General features: G+C 61.0%; 17 protein-coding genes and 1 pseudogene. 11 read left to right on the plus strand and 7 right to left on the minus strand.

All coding sequences use genetic code 11. The features are described from left to right. Positions 1-76: 76 nt before the first annotated feature. Together ACWF6P_RS00090 and ACWF6P_RS00095 are read left to right on the plus strand one after the other, a co-directional pair. Entirely contained in the window at positions 77-781 is a 705-nt protein-coding gene (locus ACWF6P_RS00090; RefSeq protein ID WP_452619517.1) for a response regulator transcription factor, read from the plus strand. Continuing rightward, complete coding sequence (locus ACWF6P_RS00095; protein ID WP_452619518.1) at positions 778-2,157, plus strand: sensor histidine kinase; 1,380 nt, start codon at positions 778-780, stop codon at positions 2,155-2,157. The genes ACWF6P_RS00090 and ACWF6P_RS00095 overlap by 4 nt, the downstream gene beginning before the upstream one ends. Here ACWF6P_RS00095 and ACWF6P_RS00100 read toward each other — a convergent pair. The 7 genes from ACWF6P_RS00100 to ACWF6P_RS00130 all read right to left on the minus strand — a co-directional run bounded on the left by ACWF6P_RS00100 (position 2,054) and on the right by ACWF6P_RS00130 (position 10,466). Continuing rightward, on the minus strand, positions 2,054-3,043 hold the full coding sequence (locus ACWF6P_RS00100; RefSeq protein ID WP_007732341.1) for an LLM class F420-dependent oxidoreductase: 990 nt from the start codon (positions 3,041-3,043) through the stop codon (positions 2,054-2,056). The two genes, ACWF6P_RS00095 and ACWF6P_RS00100, sit on opposite strands and share 104 nt — an antisense overlap. 6 nt (positions 3,044-3,049) lie before the next feature. Beyond that, complete coding sequence (locus tag ACWF6P_RS00105; RefSeq protein WP_452619519.1) at positions 3,050-3,736, minus strand: HAD family hydrolase; 687 nt, start codon at positions 3,734-3,736, stop codon at positions 3,050-3,052. A gap of 269 nt (positions 3,737-4,005) precedes the next feature. Continuing rightward, positions 4,006-5,457: a catalase gene (locus tag ACWF6P_RS00110; protein WP_452619520.1), complete on the minus strand. Its 1,452-nt coding sequence runs from the start codon at positions 5,455-5,457 to the stop codon at positions 4,006-4,008. A 31-nt stretch (positions 5,458-5,488) separates the two neighbouring features. Continuing rightward, positions 5,489-6,043, minus strand: a complete 555-nt coding sequence (locus ACWF6P_RS00115) for a Fur family transcriptional regulator (protein WP_452619521.1) — start codon at positions 6,041-6,043, stop codon at positions 5,489-5,491. A 112-nt stretch (positions 6,044-6,155) separates the two neighbouring features. Continuing rightward, positions 6,156-6,914, minus strand: a complete 759-nt coding sequence (locus ACWF6P_RS00120) for a cupin domain-containing protein (RefSeq protein WP_452619522.1) — start codon at positions 6,912-6,914, stop codon at positions 6,156-6,158. Next, on the minus strand, positions 6,883-8,502 hold the full coding sequence (locus ACWF6P_RS00125) for an AMP-binding protein (protein ID WP_452619523.1): 1,620 nt from the start codon (positions 8,500-8,502) through the stop codon (positions 6,883-6,885). The genes ACWF6P_RS00120 and ACWF6P_RS00125 overlap by 32 nt, the downstream gene beginning before the upstream one ends. Continuing rightward, positions 8,496-10,466, minus strand: a complete 1,971-nt coding sequence (locus tag ACWF6P_RS00130) for an alpha-ketoacid dehydrogenase subunit alpha/beta (RefSeq protein ID WP_452619524.1) — start codon at positions 10,464-10,466, stop codon at positions 8,496-8,498. Before ACWF6P_RS00130 ends, ACWF6P_RS00125 begins: the two co-directional genes overlap by 7 nt. 279 nt (positions 10,467-10,745) lie before the next feature. On the opposite strand from ACWF6P_RS00130, the gene ACWF6P_RS00135 reads away from it, so the two are divergent. The 9 genes and pseudogenes from ACWF6P_RS00135 (at position 10,746) to ACWF6P_RS00175 (ending at position 20,906) form a co-directional block, all read left to right on the plus strand. Further along, positions 10,746-11,663 carry an alpha/beta hydrolase gene (locus ACWF6P_RS00135; RefSeq protein ID WP_452619525.1) on the plus strand — a complete coding sequence of 306 codons (918 nt, stop codon included), beginning with the start codon at positions 10,746-10,748 and terminating at the stop codon, positions 11,661-11,663. 72 nt (positions 11,664-11,735) lie between these two features. Then, positions 11,736-13,034 carry a sugar ABC transporter substrate-binding protein gene (locus tag ACWF6P_RS00140; RefSeq protein ID WP_452619526.1) on the plus strand — a complete coding sequence of 433 codons (1,299 nt, stop codon included), beginning with the start codon at positions 11,736-11,738 and terminating at the stop codon, positions 13,032-13,034. Between the two features lie 17 nt (positions 13,035-13,051). Further along, entirely contained in the window at positions 13,052-14,581 is a 1,530-nt protein-coding gene (locus ACWF6P_RS00145) for a sugar ABC transporter ATP-binding protein (protein ID WP_378445706.1), read from the plus strand. Positions 14,582-14,589: 8 nt separating this feature from the next. Next, on the plus strand, positions 14,590-15,603 hold the full coding sequence (locus ACWF6P_RS00150) for an ABC transporter permease (protein ID WP_452619527.1): 1,014 nt from the start codon (positions 14,590-14,592) through the stop codon (positions 15,601-15,603). Further along, entirely contained in the window at positions 15,600-16,451 is an 852-nt protein-coding gene (locus ACWF6P_RS00155) for a mycofactocin-coupled SDR family oxidoreductase (protein ID WP_452619528.1), read from the plus strand. Before ACWF6P_RS00150 ends, ACWF6P_RS00155 begins: the two co-directional genes overlap by 4 nt. Positions 16,452-16,500: 49 nt before the next feature. After that, complete coding sequence (locus ACWF6P_RS00160) at positions 16,501-17,334, plus strand: mycofactocin-coupled SDR family oxidoreductase (protein WP_020905939.1); 834 nt, start codon at positions 16,501-16,503, stop codon at positions 17,332-17,334. A gap of 26 nt (positions 17,335-17,360) precedes the next feature. Continuing rightward, on the plus strand, positions 17,361-17,663 hold the full coding sequence (locus ACWF6P_RS00165; RefSeq protein WP_452619529.1) for a hypothetical protein: 303 nt from the start codon (positions 17,361-17,363) through the stop codon (positions 17,661-17,663). A gap of 696 nt (positions 17,664-18,359) precedes the next feature. Then, a pseudogene (locus tag ACWF6P_RS00170) lies at positions 18,360-19,406 on the plus strand (RCC1 domain-containing protein); the annotation flags it as partial. 318 nt (positions 19,407-19,724) lie between these two features. Further along, complete coding sequence (locus tag ACWF6P_RS00175) at positions 19,725-20,906, plus strand: cutinase family protein (protein WP_452620419.1); 1,182 nt, start codon at positions 19,725-19,727, stop codon at positions 20,904-20,906. Positions 20,907-20,970: the final 64 nt, after the last annotated feature.

Consider the following 20,970-nt stretch of genomic DNA (forward strand, 5'->3'; position numbering starts at 1 on the left):
TCGGTTTCTTAGGAGTTGATGAGAATGCGGCGGCCCCCGCTCCGAGCGGGGCCCCAGGCCTTGATCCGATGGCACCATGGCTGGGGTGAGTACACGCGAGCGCATCCTGATCGTTGACGACGACGCGAAGGTTCTGAATTCGCTCGAACGTGGACTTCGATTGTCGGGCTTCGACACGGCAACTGCTGTCGACGGACGGTCAGCTTTGTCGTCGGTGAACAAGCAATGCCCGGCTGCGCTGGTACTCGACGTCAACATGCCCGGTCTCGACGGCGTCGGGGTCGTGACGGCATTGCGCGCGATCGGCAACGAGGTTCCGATCTGCGTACTCAGCGCCCGAAGTTCCGTGGGCGACCGCATCGCGGGGCTGGAAGCGGGCGCCGACGACTACCTCACCAAACCCTTCGAGTTGGCAGAACTGGTCGCCAGACTGCGCGCTTTGCTTCGACGCACGACGCGGGCCACCCCTACCCTCGATCACCCGATCACCGTCGGCCCTCTCACCGTTGATCTTCGTGGGCACCGAGCACACATCGACGGTAAGCGAATCGAACTCACCAAAAGAGAATTCGATCTGTTGTCCGTGCTCGCCGAGCACGCCGGCATCGTACTGAGCCGGGCACAGCTCCTGCGCCTCGTCTGGGGTTACGACTTCGCTGCCGATACCAATGTCGTCGACGTCTTTGTCACCTATCTACGCAAGAAACTCGAGGTCGACGGGGCGCCTCGCGTGATCCACACCGTGCGCGGAGTCGGCTTCGTCCTGAGGGCCGAGCGATGAAGCGGCCGCTGTCACTACAGACCCGAGTAGCCATCGCCTCGGGCCTGGCCGCTGGAATCGTGATTGCCGCGATCGGAATTGCATTCGCGGTCTTCCTGCGTGTCAACGGATCCGAACAACTGGAACGCACACTCGATTCCGTCACTCTGGGAGTTGCGGCAAGTGCACCGAGCCCGGTGTTCATCGAAACACCCACCGCCACAACACAACCACTTGTCGTCGACCCCGGCTTCAATGCCACGACCATCAGTGCGTTGGCTACCACCGACGTCCGCAGTCGGGATGTTCTGCTGCCCGGTGACAGCGGCGCCGCACTGGCCGTCAGCATCCCCGAAGACCCACTGACCCAGGCAATCCGTGAGCAGCAGGTCCAGGTGGCCGCTGCGGCGGTGGTCGCCATTCTCGCCGCGGCCGGGCTCGGCTGGTTCCTCACGGGCCGCGCCGTCCGCCCCCTACAGCAATTGACCGAGACCACCAGTTCGATCGGCAACAATCTCGACGTCGAAGGACTCTCACGCCGGGCACCGTCGGTACGTGGCACGCGCGAGGCCGAAGAACTGTCCGAAGCAATCCACAGCATGCTCAGTCGCATCGAAAGCGATCGAAGCCGCACCGAGGAGGCGTTGGAGTCGGCACGAGATTTTGCTCGCGTCTCCGCCCACGAACTACGCACCCCTCTGACGTCGATGCGTACCGATCTGGAAGTTCTCGCGACACTGGATCTCACGGAAAGCCAACGGCGCGAACTGTCCAGCGAATTGTTGGAGGCGCAGCGCCAGATCGAGCGCACCTTGACCGATCTGGAGACACTCGCCCTGGGTGAGGTGGCCGATCCCGAGGACTGTGCCGACGTCGACCTGGTGGAGGTTGCCGATCGCGCCGTCGCGGACGCCGGCCGTCTGCACCCGCAGGTCGACGTTCGTTTGAAAGCACCGGAAGAGCTTTCGGTTCAGGCCTTTCCCGCGGGCATCCGTCTGGTGTTGACCAACGCCGTCACCAACTCCGTTCGGCACGGCAATGCCGACGAAGTCGAGATCACCGTCCGATCAGGGGCTGCGACCGGTTCGGCGACGGTATTCGTCGACGACAACGGCACGGTGATCGCGCCGTCGGAACGGGAAGCGATGTTCGAACGATTTGTTCGTGGTACCGGTGCGGGCGACGCCGGAAGCGGTTTGGGTTTGGCCCTCGTCGCGCAGCAGGCACGGCTGCACGGCGGTAGCGCTCGACTCGACAAGAGCCCGCTCGGCGGTACTCGATTGATCTTCTCGATCAACCCAATTCGACGTGCAGAGCCTCGAGCAGCGGCTTGGCCGCCTCGTCGAAGAATCGGTCTTGGGTATCTCCACCGATCTGTACCAGTGCCACATCGGTGAATCCGGCGTCCGTGTATGCCTTGACCGCCTCGACGATCACATCAAGATCGGGACCACACGGAATGCTTTCAGCTACATCCTCTTTACGCACGAACTGAGTTGCGCCCGAGAAGCTCGCCGGCGTCGGCAGTTCGGAGTTCACGGACCAACCTCCGCCGAACCACCGGAACTGCTGATGAGCTCGTGCAATTGCCGTGTCGCGATCAGGATCCCACGAGATCGGAATCTGACCGATGGTCCGGCCTGCGGGAGCCAATCCGTATGCCCGGCCGTGCACATGCTTCCACAGGTGCACCAGTTCCGAATCCGGTTGCACGGCAATCAAATCGTCGGCCATCGGACCGAAACGCTCGACGGACTTGTCACCGGACATGGCCAGCGCCAGGGGAACCGGGTTCTCCGGGAGATCCCAGATCCTGGCGGACTGGACGTCGAAGTACTCCCCCTTCCAGCTCACCAGATCTCCGGCGAGCAGTGCGCGAATGATGCTCACCGCCTCCTGCAGCATGTCCTGCCGAGTGTCGATGGACGGCCAACCCTCCCCGACCACATGCTCGTTCAGGCTCTCGCCACTTCCCAATCCCAGGGTGAAGCGCCCGTCCGCGAGGATCTGGATCGTCGCGGCTTTCTGAGCGACGACGGCAGGGTGGTACCTCACGGTCGGACAAGTCACGTACGTCATCAAGCCGACTCGCTCGGTGGCATGTGCGACTGCTCCCAGCACCGACCAGGCGTAGGGCGCATGCCCCTGCTCGGTCAGCCACGGCGAGTAGTGATCACTCATCACTTCGAAGTCGAAGCCGACTTCTTCGGCCCGAACTGCGTGGCGAACCAGTTCTTTCGGGCCGGCCTGTTCGGTCATCAAGGTGTAGCCGAATCGTGCCATCACTGATCAACTCCTGGTATCGAGGCCTGAAACGAGTTCGGAGACCACACTGCCGTCGAGGTGGTCGAGAAGATCGCGAGCGTCGTCGTACACGGCAGCCGCACCCGCGCCTTCGAGTTCGTCGGTCGACATGCCGCCGCTGCGCACTCCCACAGCCACAACGCCCGCCCATGTCGCCGCCTTCATGTCCCAGACGGCATCCCCGACCATGACCGCATTGCCCGCGTCGACACCTGCCTTCGCGAGCGCGACCTCGATCAGGTCCGGATCAGGCTTGGCCACGTCGACGGATTCCGAAGAAGTGGCGGCGTAAATCATTTCGTCGATGTCGAGCGTCCGGCGCAGCAACTCCAGTTCGTCGTCCGGCGCCGAAGTTGCGAGCACGACGTGCAGTCCGAGCGAGTGAACTCGGCGGATCAACTCTCGTGCTCCCGGCAGTACTCTGAGGCGGTCAGCCGACTGCCGGTAGTACTTGGTGTGAAGCTCCTTGGCCCGTGGCCCGCACCCGTCGATGTCTTCGCCGAGCAACGTCTCCAGTAGTTGGTCTCCGTCCATGCCGATGCTGCGATGCACCCGCCACGCGTCAACCGGGCGACCTACCTCGAAAAAAGCTCGCGACCACGCTTCTACGTGCAGATAGTTGGAATCGACGAGCGTTCCGTCGATGTCGAAGAGAACCGCACCTATTGCCATGGGAATTGACTGCCCAACACCTCGGTTCGCGAAACTTGTGCCCCGAGCATTCTCCGCTCGAGAAGCGGATCATGGAGGGTGCGAACAGCAGAAGTGCACGTCGAACAGGGGTGTCGTCATGGAGTCAGTCGTTGTATTCCTTCTCGCATGCTTCGTCTACTGGTTCGCGCTGCTGTAGTTGGGAAGACGGAAACGGACCGCTGCCGGGAATCGATTTCCCTTGCAGCGGCCCGCATTCCGTACACCTATTCGATTGTCAGGTCAGCGGATCACTGACCTGCGCGTACGCCTTCTTCGACGCGCTTACCCAAATCTGCGTCGACGTTCTTCCAGTACTCGAAGACACGCAGCAGAACTTCCTCGCTGACGCCGGCAAGGGCGTGGCCGACGATGTTGCTCACCAGGCGCTCACGAGCTGCGTCGTCGAGAACTTCGCGGACCAGCGTTCCGGCCTGCGTGAAGTCGCCGTCCTCGGCGTGCTCGATGTATCCGGCGCGCACAGCCTTGCCGTCGAACGCCCACAGGCCTTCGTCACCGGCAGCCGACGGATCGGCATGCGGTCCGCCGTACGAGTTCGGTGCGTACACCGGCGTCGACGGGGAATTGAAGCTGTAGCGCATGGCACCCTCCTTGGAGTAGGAGTTCACCTCGTTCTTCGGGGCGTTGACCGGCAGGTCGGCGTAGTTGGTGCCGATGCGGTAACGATGTGCGTCGGCGTAGGAGAAGACGCGGCCGAGAAGCATCTTGTCCGGGCTGAATCCGATGCCGGGCACCACGTTCGACGGCTCGAACGACGCCTGCTCGATCTGCGCGAAGAAGTTCTCAGGGTTGCGGTTCAGCGTCCACTTGCCGACCTCGATCAGCGGGTAGTCCTTCTGGGACCAAACCTTGGTGAGGTCGAACGGGTTGAAGCGGTACCCCTCGGCCTCGTCGACCGGCATGATCTGAACGTTGAGGGTCCAGCTCGGGAAATTGCCGGCCTCGATGGCGTTGTACAGATCCGCGCGGTGGTAGTCAGGATCGCTACCTGCGAGGCTGTCTGCTTCTGCCTGCGTCAGGAACTCGATGCCCTGATCGGTCTTGAAGTGGTACTTCACCCAGAAGCGTTCACCCGCAGCATTGACCCACTGGTAGGTGTGCGATCCGAAGCCGTCCATGTTGCGCCAGGTCTTCGGGATACCGCGGTCACCCATCAACCAGGTCACCTGGTGAGCGGTCTCGGGGCGCAGAGTCCAGAAGTCCCACTGCATGTCGTGGTCACGAAGACCGGAGCCGGGCAGTCGCTTCTGCGAACGAATGAAGTCGGGGAACTTGATGGCGTCCTTGATGAAGAACACCGGGGTGTTGTTGCCGACGAGGTCGTAGTTTCCCTCTTCGGTGTAGAACTTCATCGCGAAACCGCGCGGATCGCGCCAGGTGTCCGGGCTGCCCTGCTCACCGGCGACGGTGGAGAAGCGGACGAGCGACTCGGTCTTCTTACCCGGCTGCAGGAACGCGGCCTTGGTGTACTGGCTGACGTCGTGTGTGATGACGAGTTCACCGAAAGCGCCGCCGCCCTTGGCATGGACGATGCGCTCCGGGACACGCTCGCGGTTAAACTGCGCGAGCTTCTCGATCAGGTAGTGGTCGTGAAGGAGCACCGGCCCCTGAATACCCGCGGTCAGCGATTCGTCATCACTTGCGACCGCGATACCGAAATTGTTGGTGGTGGGCTTGGTCATGGCGAAGCCTCCTAGCGTTGTGGGCTGGGCGTCAGAGGAGCGGGGCTGCATCCGAGCCGAACGCATGGGCTGCATGCGAGGGGGCCGACTCGGAGGTTCTGGACGCATCAATTCGATTCTGCGAGACCGCGTCCGACTCGGTGTCGGATTCGGCAGAATTCTTCAGGCAATCTTGGCAACGGCCCCAGAACACGACCTCGGCTTCGTCGATTTCGAAGCCGTGATTATCGGAAGGTTCGAGGCAGGGAGCTTGGCCGACAACACAATCGACGTCGACGACCTTGCCGCAGCCGCGACAGACGAGGTGATGGTGGTTGTCACCAGTCCTCGTCTCGAACCGTGCGGGCGAACCCGCCGGCTCGATGCGTCGCAGCAATCCTGCGTTCACGCATGCCTTCAGCACGTCGTAAACGGCCTGTGTGGATACCGATCCGAGCTGCTGCCGCACGAGTGCTGCAACAGAATCGGCGTCTGAATGCGGTTGGGCTGTAACCGCATCCAGCACGGCGAGGCGCGGAGCAGTGACCCTCAACCCGACGGCGCGCAGTTGCGCTCGGGGGTCGAAGTCATGCTCTCCGTTTCGCATGTTTCCCAGTATGCCGCTTTTCTGGAATTAGTCAAGAAAAGGATTGCCTAAGTTGAATCGAGACCGGCGTCACACCCAGTGGCGTCACACCCAGTGCACCGCCCCCGGTTACTCAGCCCAGGACGAACCAGATCGCCTTGACCGTCTCGTCCGTCTCGTTGCGCAACCGGTGGGGAACGTTCCCGACCAGGTGTATCGCTTCACCCGCCTTGAGCAGCCGACGCATTCCGTCGATGTCGATCGTCAAAGTCCCTTCCAGCACGTACCCGTAGTCGTCACCCGAATGGGTCTGCGGTGCATCGCCCGGCGCAGAGTCGGCGCCGGGCTCGTACTCCGTGAGGAGGAACTGGACGTGATGGTTCGCGGGAGTATTCGCCAACCGTTGCCAGCGAACACCCGACCGAAAGGTGAGGCAGTCGGAGATCCGCGGTTCGTGAGTCTTCGTTTCGGATGCGGATTCACGTTCCGGATCGACGCTGTTGCCGAGCAGCACGTCCAACGACAGGTTGAGTTCGGTCGCGATTGCAAAAAGCGTGTTCACCGCGGCCTGACTCTGCCCCAGTTCGAACTGCGACAGGAAGGACGGCGATACGCCGAGCCGCCTCGCCAATTCACGAACCGGGATTCCCTGTCTCGTGCGTTCGGCACGAACCGTCTTGCCTACCGACGTCCCCAAACCGTTGTCCTCCGCCTTCTGTTTGCGCGCCGCCACCTTGGCCGGCGCCGACTTCTGCTGTGCCGACTTCTTCTGCGCCGACTTCTTCTGCGCCGTCGTCTTTTGGGGAGTCGTCTTGCGCGGTTGCGATTTCTTCGATGCAGCCGCTGTCGACTCAGCCGCCTTACGAGGTGGCTTTGCGCCGGTTGCCGTCATGTCCGAACTCGCTTCCGTAGGTCTCGGGGACCGCCTGTGCGGAGCCCAAGCCTAACGCTCGACGCAGGAGAAACTTCTGAACCTTCCCACTCTCCGTCCGAGGAAGCGACGCAACGGTCTCGACTCTCTCCGGAGCTTTCTGAACGGCAAATCCTTCGGACAGCAGGAAGATCCGCAGATCTCGAACGCTTGGCGGATCACCGTCCGGAACAACGAAGGCGCACGCGCGCTCCCCCAGTTCCTCGTCCGGATACCCGACCACTGCCACCTCTCCCACATTGGGATGAGCCTCGAGGGCCCACTCGATGTCGGCAGCGCTGAATTTCTCTCCGCCCCGGTTGATGATGTCCTTGATCCGTGACGTGATCCGGATCTGACCTGACTCGTCCACGGCGGCTACGTCGCCGGTCCGGAAAAAGCCGTCCTCGGTGAACGATTCCGCGTTGATCGAGCTGTCGACGTAGCCGACGAACAGTTCCGGACCCCGCACCAACAGCTCGTCGTCTTCGCCGAGCCGGAATTCGTTTCCGCCGATCACCGCTCCTTCGTCCTCTGCCTGCAGGGCGATGTCACCGAAAGGATCACCCATGACGAGGGTCGGAAGCTCCGTCGATCCGTAGGTACGAACAACCGCCGTCCCCATCACGCGATGGGCTCGACGCACCAGCTCCGGTGGAATCCCGGCCCCACCACACACGAATCGGGTCAGCTGGGATCGTCGATATCCGCCCTTCTCGTAGGCGTCGGCAAGACCACGGAGAAACGGTGTCGCGCTCACGGTGAACGTGCATTGCTCGCGTTCGATCAACGCAACTGCCTCTTCGGGAACCCAGCGTTGCATCAGAACTGTCGAGCAGGCTGCCGCTGCCGGCAGAACTACCGCATACGAAATCCCCGTGATGTGGGGTAGAGGCGAAGGCATGAAGATTCGGTCCTGCGAATCCACGCCGCAATGCGCGATCATGCTCGAACTCTCGGCCATCAGAGTCCGATGAGTGTGCAGCACGCCTTTCGGAGCGGAAGTGGTACCCGACGTGTAGAGAACGAGGGCGACATCGTCGGGATCCGCGCAGTGGTCGGGCCCGTTCGACTCCATCCCGAAGTCCAGGAAGTCGTCGAACGTAGTGCGCCGCAACCCACCTTCGCCTCGAGCCTCCACCAGAAGAACCTCTCGGCCCAGATCACGGAGCGCCGTCCCGAGCTCCTCGACGTGACGATATCCGCGGTATTCCTGCGGGGCGACGATCACCGACGGCTCAGCTTGCTCGATGATGAAGGACAGCTCGTGTGCGCGGTAAATCGGGACCACCGGAAGGAGAATGCCGCCGGCAAGCCACGTGCCCCAGGCCGCAACGACGGATTCCCACCAGTTCGGCAGTTGAACGAGTACCACTTCTCCGGGCTCGAATCCTGATTTATGCAGTGCGCCTGCAAATCTCGTCGACGCGTCCACCAATTCCTGGTAAGTCCACCGCACACTCTCGTCGACAAGGGCCAGTGCTTCGGGATCTCGACGCAGAGCGTCGAGAAGCATCTCAGGCAGCACCCCGCCGCCGGTCATTGCCCGCGGGCGGGTAGCGCTCAGCACGACATCACCCGCCGAACGGCTGCAACGATGTCGTCAGGTCCGACTTCCCACTCACGTTCGAGCACCGGCGCATAGGGCGCAGGCGCGTACCGTGCTCCCACCCGCACTACCGGCGCGTCCAGTGAATAGAACCCGGAATCTACTGCTATAGCTGCGATCTCGGCTCCGACGCCGAAGTCCACGACGGCTTCCTGGGCAATGACCATCCGGTTCGTCCGACTGAATGATTCGAGAATCGTCTCCCGATCGAGCGGAGCAATCGTTCGTAGATCGATGACCTCGGCATCGATCCCTTCCTCTGCCAACGTCTGTGCCGCGACCAAGGCGTGCATCGCCATACGCGACCACGAGACAATAGTGACGTCCGAACCAGGTCTCGTCACCGCCGCCTTTCCGATCGGAACCCGAAAATCCTTGCTCGGCAACAAACTTTTCTTCTCGTACAGCAGACGGTGTTCGATGAACATCACCGGATTGTCGTCCTCGATCGCCGCCCGCAGCAGACCGTACGCATCAGCGCCCGAACTGGGCATGAGAACAGTCAGTCCCGGGATGTGCGCCAACAGTGCCTCGAGACTCTGCGAATGCTGCCCACCCGATGATCTGCCGGAACCGAACTGCGTCCGCACCACCAACGGCAGGCTCACCGCACCGCCCGTCATGAACCGGAGCTTTGCCGCCTGATTCATCAGTTGATCCAGGCATACCCCGAGGAAGTCGAGGTACATCAGTTCCACGACGGGTCTACGGCCTGCCATCGCCGAGCCGACGGCGAGACCCATGATCGCCGATTCAGAGATCGGCGTATCGAGCACTTGCCCCGGATACTTCGCGGCTAATCCCCTGGTAAGACCGAAAACGTTCCCGCCGGCTACATCGATACCGGCAAGAAACACATCCGGATCGGCCGCCAGAGAGTCGTCGAGCGCCGCCTTGAGGATCTTGGACTGCGACACGGCCGCGCCGCCCGCGCCGACACCCACGTCGAGGCGGTCCGGCGGGTAGATGCGACGTGGCGAAAAGATGTACTCCATCACGCTCGACGCCTCCGGTTGCGGCGACGACCGCGCGAAACGCTCCGCCTCGTCGACCACCGCCCTCACTCGCTTGTCCACCAGATCGAGTACTTCGTCCCCGATGCCGAGCTCTCGGAGTCGGCCACGCGTCAGCGTCAGTGGATCGGCCGCGAGAATGTCTCGCGCCATCTCATCCTTGTCGCGGTACACCTGCGGATCGCCCTCGTAGTGCCCGTGCACCCGCAGGGTCGTGACCTCCACGAACACCGGACCACCGCCGCCTCGCACCTGCTCGTACACCGGCCGAATACCGTCGGCGACCGCCTCGACGTCGTTGCCTGCCAGCGTGATCGATTCCATCCCGTATCCCGCTGCGCGCGCAGAGATCGGGACAGGATGCTGATCCACCGTCGAGGAAAACTCCGAGAATCCGTTGTTCTCGCACAGGAAGATGATCGGCAGTTTCCACAGCGCAGCCATGTTCATCGCCTCGTGGAACGCACCGGTCGCAATCGCCCCGTCACCGAAGAACGCCACCACCAGATCGCCCTCACCGCGATCCTTGGCAGCGAAAGCCGCACCGACGGCAATCGGCAACCCCGCGCCCACGATCCCGTTCGCACCGAAGATCCCCAAGCGGGGATCCGCCACGTGCATCGAGCCACCCCGGCCGTTGTTGGCTCCGGTGACCTTGCCCATCAACTCCGCCATCATCCGGTCGGGTTCCAGGCCTTTTGCCAGAACATGGCCGTGCCCGCGGTGCGTCGAGGTGATGACGTCACTGACCCGCGCATGAGTGAGAGCCCCCACGGCGCACGCCTCTTGACCTATCGAAGTGTGAACGAACCCGGGAATGGTGTCGCCCTTGTAGAGCGCCGAGATGCGCTCCTCCATCACCCGGATCAACAACATCTTTTCGTAGGCACACAGAACTTCTTCGCCGTTCACGAGCCGGAACACCTCCAATAATGCTGCGCTCGTTACGAATACATGCGCAGTGGGTGAGCAGGACTATACCGACGGATTTTCCTTGCTGTCCAGTGACACTTGACAAAGGCTGTGAGGTGACTCACGATTACGGAGTACTTCGGATCCGCGACGATCCGCTCGGGGCAGTTGGCACGAGCGAACCGCGTCGATGCCGTAATACGCACGGCGACAGGACCGTCCGTTTTCTTTCGTACCTACTTCCGTTCAGCTTTCACTCGTTACATGAGGAGTCGCGCAATGCGCCGTGAAGATGTCGAATTCTCCAGCGACGGAGTCACCGTTCGCGGGTGGCTGTACCGACCCGACACCGACGACGACGTTCCGGCCGTCGTACTGGCAGGCGGTTGGTGCTACGTCCGCGAATTGGTCATGCCCTATTACGCCGAGGCCTTCGTGACGGCCGGTATGGCTGCGCTGGTCTTCGACTACCGCAGCCTGGGCGTCTCGGACGGTGAGCCCCGCCAACATCTGGACCCGAAGCAACAGATTCGTGACTATCAGAACGCGCTCAGCTTTCTCGAGCGCACTCCCGGCATCGACAACGACCGTCTCGGCGCCTGGGGAATTTCCTACTCCGGCGGCCACGTGATGATTCTCGCCGCGACCGATCCCCGGGTGAAGGCCATCGTGTCTCAGATTCCGGTGATCGACGGGTACCGCAACATGCGTCGGATCCACGGGACCATGGGTTATCGAAAGCTATGGGACGCAATTCTCGAAGATCGCCGACTCCGCTTCGACGATCCGAATCAGCGACTGCACATCGCGCATGCGAGCGAGAACCCCGAGGAAGAACTGTCGTCCTGGCCGTTCCCCGAGACGAAGACGACCTTCGCGGCACTTCAAGCCACCGAAGCTCCTCTCTACCAGAACAGTTCGACCATGGAATCCGTCGATCTCCTGCTCGACTACGACGTCAACTACTTCGTACCCCGGATTCTCGACACGCCGTCGATGATGATCGTGGCCGAAGGCGACGACCTCACGTTATGGGACTTGGAGATCGAGAGTTTCAACAACATCCCGACTCCGAAGAAAGAACTTGTCGTCCTACCGCACACGTCGCACATGACGCTCTACAGCGATCAGTCCAAGCTCGCAGTAGCGGCCGAACACGCTTCCCGTTGGTTCACAACGCATCTGCTGGCGAAGTAGCGAAATCTCCCGTTTCCTCCACACCTCGAGACAACCTCTCGAGCCCCCTCTTGTGAGACCAAGGATGTGATCATGCCTTCGATCGAATCGAAGATCGTGGACGTCGCACGAAACGCGACGTTCTCTCATCCACTGACCCGACGTTCCTTCTTCGCCGCAATGGGCGCAGCAGGCATCACCCTCGGCGCAGTGGCCTGCGGAGCAGGCGGCAGTTCCACCAGTACCGCCGCCGGCGGTGGCGCCGGCGCGGGCAAAGTCCAGGAAAAGACCCTCTGCCAGGTCACAACTCTCTCCAACGACTACTTCGTCGCGTTCTCGGACGGCGGCAAGCAGGCGATGGACGCGCTGGGCGTGGGCATGTCCTCGGTGGAGGACCAGGGCAACGTCAACACTGCGCTGGGACAGGTAGGCAACGTCCGCGCTTCGGGCGGCAAGTCGATCTTCGGTACTCCCGCCACTGAAGCTCAAGCGGCAGCTGTCACGAAAGCCTGCCAGGCAGCCGGGATTCTGTATGCCAGCTCGTACACGGCGCCCGCCTGGTATACACCGGCCGATGCGGACAAGTGGGTCCGCTTCATCACACCGCCGTCCACCAAGATCGCCGTCGCAACCGCCAAGGCTCTGTTCGACAAGGTCGGCGGCAACGGAACTATCATTCATGTTCCGGGGCAGAAGGGTTCGTCTTCCGACGATCAACGGACAGCTGGCCTGAATGCCGCGGCCAAGGACTACCCGGGAATCAAGATCGTCACCGCGTCACCGGGCAACTGGACTTCGGAAGACGCGAGAAAGGCGTTCACGAACATCTTGCCCTCGGTGCCGGACTTCGTCGGGGTGTTCGCGCAGAACGACAGTCAAGCTGCAGGAGTCATCGCGGCACTGGACGCTGCGAAGATCACGGGCAAGATCGTGGTCGGATTCGACGGTAACAAGCAGAACGTCGAGTACATCGCGCAGGGAAAGCAATACCTGACCAGTGCGACGGTCGGCGGACTCACGGCAGGAATTCTCGGTGTCACCATCTTCGATCAACTCAACGGCGTCGACCTGTCTCTGCCGGAGCGATTCCTTTCACAGGGAGCACTCCTGGTGACTCCGGAGATCGCCGACGACGTACTGAAAACCGTGTATGCACCCACACTTCCGTTCGACTGGGCAAAAATGAGCAAGGCCCTGCATCCTGACGACTGGGACCCGCAGACCCTACTCAACCCGATCGATCCGCGGGAGTACTACGCCGGCGTATCGCAGGACCAATACACGCTGAACAGCGCTTGGAACTCTGCAGATATCACCGGAGTACGCACCGAGTACGCGGCTGCATTCCGCTCGGGCCCGTTGCTGCAGTACAAAGACCAACTCGTGGCCTGAGAATGAGTGATACGAAGGTGAGCGACACAGCAACCATCAGCTTGCGTGGGGTCTGCAAGAGTTACGGACCCGTTCACGCCCTCCAGGACGTCTCACTCGACGTCAGCCGAGGTGACGTTCTCGGCTTGATCGGTGAGAACGGCGCCGGAAAGTCAACGCTGATCGGCGTTTTGACGGGAACGGTGCGTCCCGACGCCGGCAGCCTCGATGTCAACGGGACACACGTGGAACTCGGCGACTCGCGTACTCTACGCGAACTCGGAATCTCCGTGGTGGTCCAGGAGCAGTCATTGGTCGATGCACTGCGGGTGTACGAGAACATCTATCTCGGACGTGAGGGCGAGATAGGTGGTTGGGGACCCGGCCGGCGTCGGAGAATGCGCGACGCCGCCCAGTCGCTACTCGACACACTCGGCATCGAGGGGTTGCGCGCCGACGCCGTCGTCGCCGAATTGACCTACCCGCAAAGGCAACTGGTCGAGATCGCACGTGCCTTCTCGCGGATCACCGACGCCACCGAAGCGCCGGTGATCCTGCTCGACGAGCCGACAAGCGCGTTGACCGAGACCGAGGTGGAAATCCTCTTCGCGTTGATCGAAGGGTGGCGCGATCGGGTGTCGTTCATCTTCGTCTCCCACATCCTGCAAGACGTCCTGCGGATCAGCACACGGCTACTCGTACTTCGCGACGGGCGGTCCATCGAAACGCTCTCCGCTGACGGCGTCACGGCCGAGCGACTGCACGAATTGATGGTGGGTAGCGAGCGCAGCGCCGACTACTACCGCGAAGGCGAACAGACCGGAGCACTGTCGACGAAGCCGTTGATCGAACTCCGAGATGCAAGCAGCGCAGGCGAGTTCGAGTCGGTCGATCTTGTTGTGCGACCGGGCGAGGTAGTGGGACTGGCTGGAGTCATCGGTTCGGGGAAAGCGTCGGTGGCTGCAGCAGTCGCGGGTGCGGAGTCGTTGTCGACGGGTTCAATTCACGTCGAAGGTACTGCGCACGAGCACTGGTCGGTTCCCGCCGCCGTGGCAGCTGGAGTCCTGTACGTCCCACCGGAGCGCGCCCAGGACTCCCTGTTCCGCAGCGCATCGATCAGAAACAACATCTCGATCGGCTTCCTCGATCTCCTCCGGCACCCGTGGACGCGGCTACTGCGTCTGCGCACCGAAAGGGAACGGACGACGCAGCTGGCCCGCGCGCTGCAGGTCAAGGCCCCGTCGTTGTCGACGCCCATCGGGGAACTCAGTGGCGGAAACCAACAGAAGGCGATCTTCGCTCGGTGGCAAGGTCGCGAATGCAAAGTGCTGGTCCTCAGCGATCCGACGCGTGGAATCGACGTCGGAACGCGAGAGGAGATCTACGGTTTGGTCCGGTCGATGGCTGCGTCGGGGGTCGGTGTGCTGCTGTGCGCCGAATCCCTCGAAGAAGTGATCGGAATGTCCGACCGAATCGTGGTCATGAAGGACGGAGTCATCAGCGCAGAGCTGGCGGCCCCTGCAGAGCACAAGCCCGCCGAAGTCGACGTGATCAAGCACATGATGTGAGGAATGCAGTGACCCAGACACTCTCGAAGCAATCGCCGGCCAGCGATGCCGCAGCGCCGTCAGGCGCGCGCGGTCTGCTGAGTCGACTCGATCAGCACCGCAACATAGTTGTTCCGACGGTTGCAGTGCTGGTCCTGATCATCTATTTCCATTGGCGCACGGAAAGTTTCATCACTGCGACGTCCGCGCAGAACATTCTCAACCAGATGGCTTTCCTGACCGTGCTCGCGCTTGCCGGCACGTTTGTCATCCTGATCGGTGGTATCGATCTTTCGGTCGCGGCGACTGCCACTCTCGCCGGAATTCTGATCGCCACGTGGATCGACAAGTTCGGTGGCCCGTTGGCAATAGTCATGGTGATCGTCGCCGGGGCCGTGGTCGGACTGGTCAACGGACTGATCACGACAATGCTCAAGGTTCCGTCGTTTCTGGTGACGCTGGGAATGATGTCCGTACTCGACGGAATTTCCAACACCGTCTCCAAAGGCGGTCCTGTTTCCTACAATTCGAATCTTCTCCAGAGCCTGGTGAACGAGTCGATGATTCCCAACGTCCCCAACGGGGCACTGATTGCAATCCTGCTGACCATCGGCGCGACAGTCCTGGCATTCGGTACGTCATTCGGTCGCCACATGTATGCGGTCGGCGGCAACGAACGCGCCGCGGCACTCGTCGGTGTTCGCGTACGACGCACCAAACTTGCGGTCTTCGCGGTCGCCGGAGCCGTCGCCGCGATTGCCGGAATCATCTTCACCGGCCAGGCCAGCACCGGCGTCCCGATGGGTGCAGGCCCCAGCCTGCTCAATTCCATCGCAGCCGTGGTGGTGGGCGGCACCGCACTGTCCGGTGGCGTCGGCGGCCCACATCGAACGATCCTCGGCGCTCTCGTGATCGTGTTGCTGAGCGCCGGAATGGACCTGACCTCCGTCGACCCCTACACACAACTCGTCATCAAGGGCATCGTGGTGATTGCCGCAGTTGCCCTCACCATCGACCGACGCCGATACGGAGTGATCAAGTGACCACCAGAGCACGCACCACCGGAAGAGTTTCGGGCAAGGTCGCGTTCGTCACCGGCGCAGCACGCGGCCAGGGCCGGGCACATGCGATCCGCTTGGCCGAGGAAGGCGCAGACATCATCGCGCTCGACATCTGCTCCGACGTCGAAGGCGTTCCGTACTCGCTGGCAAGCGAAGCCGACCTCGCCGAGACCGTCCGGTCGGTCGAGGCCGTCGGTGGACGAATTCTGGCCGAGGTGGCCGATGTTCGCGACTTCACGGCGATCAAGGGTGTCCTCATCCGCGGAGTCGACCAGTTCGGTCACGTCGACATCGTCTGTGCCAATGTCGGTATCAACATCCCCTCGCCTACACACGAACTCACCGAAAGCCAGTGGGGCACTGTCGTCGACATCGATCTCAGCGGCACGTGGCGAACCGCCAAGGCAGCAATCCCCTACCTGATCGAACAGGGCGTCGGGGGCGCGATCATCCTGACCAGCTCGGCGGCCGGGCTCAAGGGATACGGCAACATCGCGCACTACACAGCCGCAAAACATGGCGTCAACGGATTGATGAAAACTCTCGCGCAGGAACTGGCTCCCCACCGAATCCGAGTGAACACCGTCAACCCCACCCAGGTCGACACTCCGATGATCATGAACGACGCCATGTACAAGTTGTTCTGTCCGGACATCGACGAGCCGACCCGGGAGGATTTCGCCCCGTTGTCGCAAGCGATGAATGCGCTGCCCATCCCGTGGGTCGAATCCGTCGACGTCAGCAATGCCGTGCTTTTCCTCGCGTCCGACGAAGCCAGGTACATCACCGGCGTCGCACTGCCCGTCGACGCAGGCGTACTCGTCAAATAGCTCTCCGATCACCCACGTACACAACAATTTCAGCAACAGGAGGATCCCCATGACCGGACGATTCGAAGGCAAGGTCGCATTCATCACGGGTGCTGCTCGCGGGCAAGGGCGTAATCACGCATTGCGGCTGGCGCAGGAGGGCGCGAACATCATCGCTCTCGACTCCGTCAAGGACAACGACACCGTGCCGTACCCCTTGGCCACGGAGGACGACGTCCAGGAAACAATCCGTCTCGTCGAAGAAGCAGGCGGCAAAATCATCTTCTCGCACGCCGACGTGCGCAACTTCGACTCGGTCAAGCTGGCTCTTGAAGCCGGGCTCGATCGCTTCGGTCACGTCGACATCGTCATCGCCAACGCAGGCATCCTCTCCTTCGGGAACGCGCACGAGTTGGACGAGGAGAAGTGGGGCGAAATGATCGACGTCAACCTCAGCGGTGTGTGGCGCACCGTCAAGGCCGCGATCCCCCACATGATCGAACAGGGCACCGGCGGCGCGATCGTTCTCACTGCCTCCGTTGCCGGGCTACGCGCGTACACGGGCGTCGGACACTATGTTTCGGCCAAGCACGGCGTCGTGGGATTGATGAAGACCCTCGCCCAGGAACTCGCTCCGCATCGTATTCGCGTCAATACCGTGAACCCGACGCAGGTCGACACCGAGATGGTGCAGAACCAGGCGATGTACAACCAATTCGTTCCCGGCACCGACAATCCGGGTCGCGACGACTTCGCCAAGGCCTCCGGCGACATGATCCTCTACCCGATCCCGTGGGTCGAGAACGACGATGTCACCAACGCCGTCAAATTCCTCGCCTCCGACGAAGCGCGTTACATCACCGGCGTCGCGTTGCCCGTGGACGGCGGCGTGCTGGTCATGTGAGTGACCGACCAGTTCAGGAGACTCTCGTGAACCGAATGACGAAGATGCCACCTCAGCTCTGTGGAGGGACGAGCGTCGCAAACACCCACGAATGCCAGGTTCGACGTGCCAAACGCTCGCGAAACCGTGGATCGTATGCGGACGACCTCATCGACTTCGCAATCCTGTGGCGCCCGTGGAACGGCGCCGCTGCCGAGGACATCTTCGTCACCTTCGGCCTGTCGCCGCGGACGTATTACAACCGACTGCGATCAGCTCTGAGTGGGCCGGCCGGATCGGACCTGTGCACGGCACTGAAAATGGAACTCGCCCAGCTCGGCCCTGCCTGAACTTCGCCGAGTCTGAAAATTCGACCGCCCTCGCACGCCGGGTGACGCCCGTGGGGCAACATCGAAACCGCGATTGCCACACAGAAACTCACCGATACCTGCACAATATCAACTCGAATTGAACTAAAAACTGTACTGCCGGAAAGCGTCCTCCGCTGCCGCGACTCTGGTGAAAAGTCGACCCCGTTACCCGCGCCACCGACGCCGATGTACGCACCTGAGCAACGCAATCGACTCCTCTATGGTGCTGTTCAAGAAGGGCGAGCATGCAATTCGCTGATGCCGTACGCGTCGGCGCCTGCCTTCGCGTACGGCATCAGCCCTGTTTCGAATGTTTCGGCCGCATAGCAGGGTCGCGCCCGGCTAAGGGTCCGCGTGCCTCCCTGAAATATCAACTCAGCGCTGGTGACGGTCAAGGAGAGCCGCGACCGAACTGCCAACAAAGGGTACCGCCCAACAAACCGTCTTCGAGAACGCTGACCGTTTTTGGCAATGCGCTGCATCGGCTTTGTCCTCTGAACGATGGACGGTGAAATTCAGTTCCCACACCTACCATCAGGGTCTAGTCTGTTGATTCTCGTCTGAGCGCCACGAGGAAGTGTTCGATTGAAAAGAACTGGTCGCCGAAACCCGTTCCGGTGGGTCCCCATCGGAATAGCAACCCTGACAGTCGTTGTCCTTGGCGTTGTCACGAGCATGACTCTCGAAACATCCGCTACAGCCGAACCCAATTCGGCTGTAGCGCTCGGCAATGTGAAACAAGTTACGGCAGGTACGTCGTCGACCTGCGCATTGTCCGATGGTGGAACGGTCAAATGCTGGGGAGCGAACGATCGAGGCCAGCTCGGTGACGATACCGTGAAGAACCGCGTTCGGGCAGGCGTTGACGTTCCAGGGCTGAGTGACGTAACCGCCCTTGTTGCAGCGAGGCGTGGAACTACGATTCCTTCGGACCATGTCTGTGCCCTCGTGGTCGATGGGACAGTGAAGTGCTGGGGCGCAAACAGCAAAGGGCAGCTTGGTGACGGCACCACCACCGATCGGTCGCGTCCTGTGGACGTCATCGGTTTGAGCGGCGCGACTGCGATCTTCTCAGGTGCAGAGAACACTTGTGCCCTAGTTGAAGGCGGTGAGCTTCGCTGCTGGGGCGCAAACCTAAACGGCATATTGGGCGATGGAACAGATATCGATCGTCGTTCACCTACACCGGTTGTAGGGCTGCAGAACGTAACCGATTTGGTGATTGGATCTTATGATGCATGCGCGGTTGTATCTAACGGCGCTGTTAAGTGTTGGGGAGGCATCGTGCCATCACATTTTGGAACCGGTACACCAGATCCCTCAATAATGTTCGAAGGCACTTACATCAGAAAACCCACTGAGGTGCCCCTAGTCTCATCTGTCCGAAAATTGTCTGTGTCCTCGACGGGTGCATACTGCGCACTCCTGGACGATGAGACTGTTCATTGTTGGGGTTCCAGCGACTGGGGCCAACTCGGCAATGGCGATGACAGTGGCACTTCGCCGTCAAATGTTCCCTTTGAAGTCATTGGGTTGACTGGAGTGAAGGCACTAACTGCAGGCGCACAAACTACGTGCGCGTTGCTCACAGATCGGACCGTTAGATGCTGGGGTAGCAACAGCACCGGATCTTTGGGGAACGGAACCTGGGTGTCGACAGCTGTACCGCGAGATGTCGTCGATCTTAATGGGGCAGTAGGGATTAGCCTCGGCGCATGGCACGGATGTGCAGTCACCACAGTTGGCGGAGTGAAGTGTTGGGGTAGCAACATCCCTGAGTCGGGCCTTTCGGGCATGCTTGGATCTGATTTTCGTGGTGGGGCGGCTTCTGCGGTGCCCATTGCAGTCACCTTGGCTGGTGGTGGAACGAGCGTACCGCCGACTGTCATATCTTCGTCTGCCGAACCCGAGCCGACTACGAAGTTCGGATGCGACGACACCACATACTTTCTCGGCGTGCGCGGTTCGGGGGAAGCCCCCCAGTACGGTTCGCTTCGCGATGGCAAATACGGCGATTCGTCTGACCCATATCCTGCCGGAATGATTGCGGAACTGAAATATCAAGCATCCAGCGCCATCTATAACAATGATCGCTCAGCTGCGGGGATGGGCCCGACGGTTCACGCGATTTCAAGAATTATCGCGCGCAATGCTAAGACACGCTTGGTTTCGCTCGGAATTGCGTACCCGGCTGTTCCGGTCCAAATTGGAACCACAAGCTATCCGAACGACTACCGCGAGTCAGTTGAAATTGGATCTGAAAACCTCCTCGACGTATTGCGGACCATCAACGACGAGTGCGATCAGGTCAAGCCCACGATCATAGTTTCCGGATACTCACAGGGGGCGCATGTCATCGAGGACGGACTGGCCAGGATCCAGACTGGCGAACCGGCATTGGGGGGTCTGTTAACCAAGGTCGTACTTATCGGATCGCCAATCCACCGTGCCATCGGAATTGAGAACATCGGGGGCGGGCGAACATCCGGCGCACTGTTTAAAACACGCATGTCTGCCACCGACAGGTTTGTAGATTCGCATCCAAACGTAGTCACGTCGATTTGTCGAATCGGTGATATCGTCTGCGATTCCGCGTTCGCGGACGGACTCGCCGATCCGACTAGTTTCTTCGGCATAGATCCGAACAATAGCCTTGGAAAACGAATTCATACCTCCTACCCCCTAAGCGATATTCGCTGCCCATTCACCAGCCTCCAACAAATGACAACGATATGTGCAGCAAACTCCGCTCTGAAAGCATTGCAGCTACCGTTGGATAGGCGAACTGTGAGCACTGACCCAGGCCCCTCCGTTGACCTTGACCTACAGTACTCAACCCGCCCAGGACAACGGTTCGATTTCATGTACTCCACAAGCGCGGGCATATCGGGACAAGTATCCAAATGGATCAACTGGTTCATGTACTCGACGCCAACAAAACTAGGCATATTCGAGACGACATCCGACGGATTCGCAACAGGAAGTTTCACGATCCCGGGGGATGCTGATCCTGGACCACATACTCTTGTTCTCCGCCGTGAGGATGGAAGCACATTCTCGATCAGAGTAAACGTCGAGCAGCCTGGCCCCTTGTCAGCTTCCCCCATTTTGTTGTCCATTGACGGGGATTACCCTGACATGGAACCATACCCGACCGATCCCGCCGTTCCTGAACAGTCGGGTACCGGTTCGCTTGGCACCGGATCCGTGGGCGGGAATTGATCCCCTGCATGAAAGGAACGCCGATGTCGGCTTGATTCGTCGAAATCACAAAGGGCCGCGTGAA

The organism is Rhodococcus sp. NPDC055024, from assembly GCF_053608585.1.

Excerpts from the sequence above, each read along its gene's own strand:
- ACWF6P_RS00090 (WP_452619517.1), top strand. The coding sequence starts at position 77 with ATGGCTGGGGTGAGTACACGCGAGCGCATCCTGATCGTTGACGACGAC.
- ACWF6P_RS00095 (WP_452619518.1), top strand. The coding sequence starts at position 778 with ATGAAGCGGCCGCTGTCACTACAGACCCGAGTAGCCATCGCCTCGGGC.
- ACWF6P_RS00100 (WP_007732341.1), bottom strand. The coding sequence starts at position 3,043 with ATGGCACGATTCGGCTACACCTTGATGACCGAACAGGCCGGCCCGAAA.
- ACWF6P_RS00105 (WP_452619519.1), bottom strand. The coding sequence starts at position 3,736 with ATGGCAATAGGTGCGGTTCTCTTCGACATCGACGGAACGCTCGTCGAT.
- ACWF6P_RS00110 (WP_452619520.1), bottom strand. The coding sequence starts at position 5,457 with ATGACCAAGCCCACCACCAACAATTTCGGTATCGCGGTCGCAAGTGAT.
- ACWF6P_RS00115 (WP_452619521.1), bottom strand. The coding sequence starts at position 6,043 with ATGCGAAACGGAGAGCATGACTTCGACCCCCGAGCGCAACTGCGCGCC.
- ACWF6P_RS00120 (WP_452619522.1), bottom strand. The coding sequence starts at position 6,914 with ATGACGGCAACCGGCGCAAAGCCACCTCGTAAGGCGGCTGAGTCGACA.
- ACWF6P_RS00135 (WP_452619525.1), top strand. The coding sequence starts at position 10,746 with ATGCGCCGTGAAGATGTCGAATTCTCCAGCGACGGAGTCACCGTTCGC.
- ACWF6P_RS00140 (WP_452619526.1), top strand. The coding sequence starts at position 11,736 with ATGCCTTCGATCGAATCGAAGATCGTGGACGTCGCACGAAACGCGACG.
- ACWF6P_RS00160 (WP_020905939.1), top strand. The coding sequence starts at position 16,501 with ATGACCGGACGATTCGAAGGCAAGGTCGCATTCATCACGGGTGCTGCT.
- ACWF6P_RS00175 (WP_452620419.1), top strand. The coding sequence starts at position 19,725 with ATGATTGCGGAACTGAAATATCAAGCATCCAGCGCCATCTATAACAAT.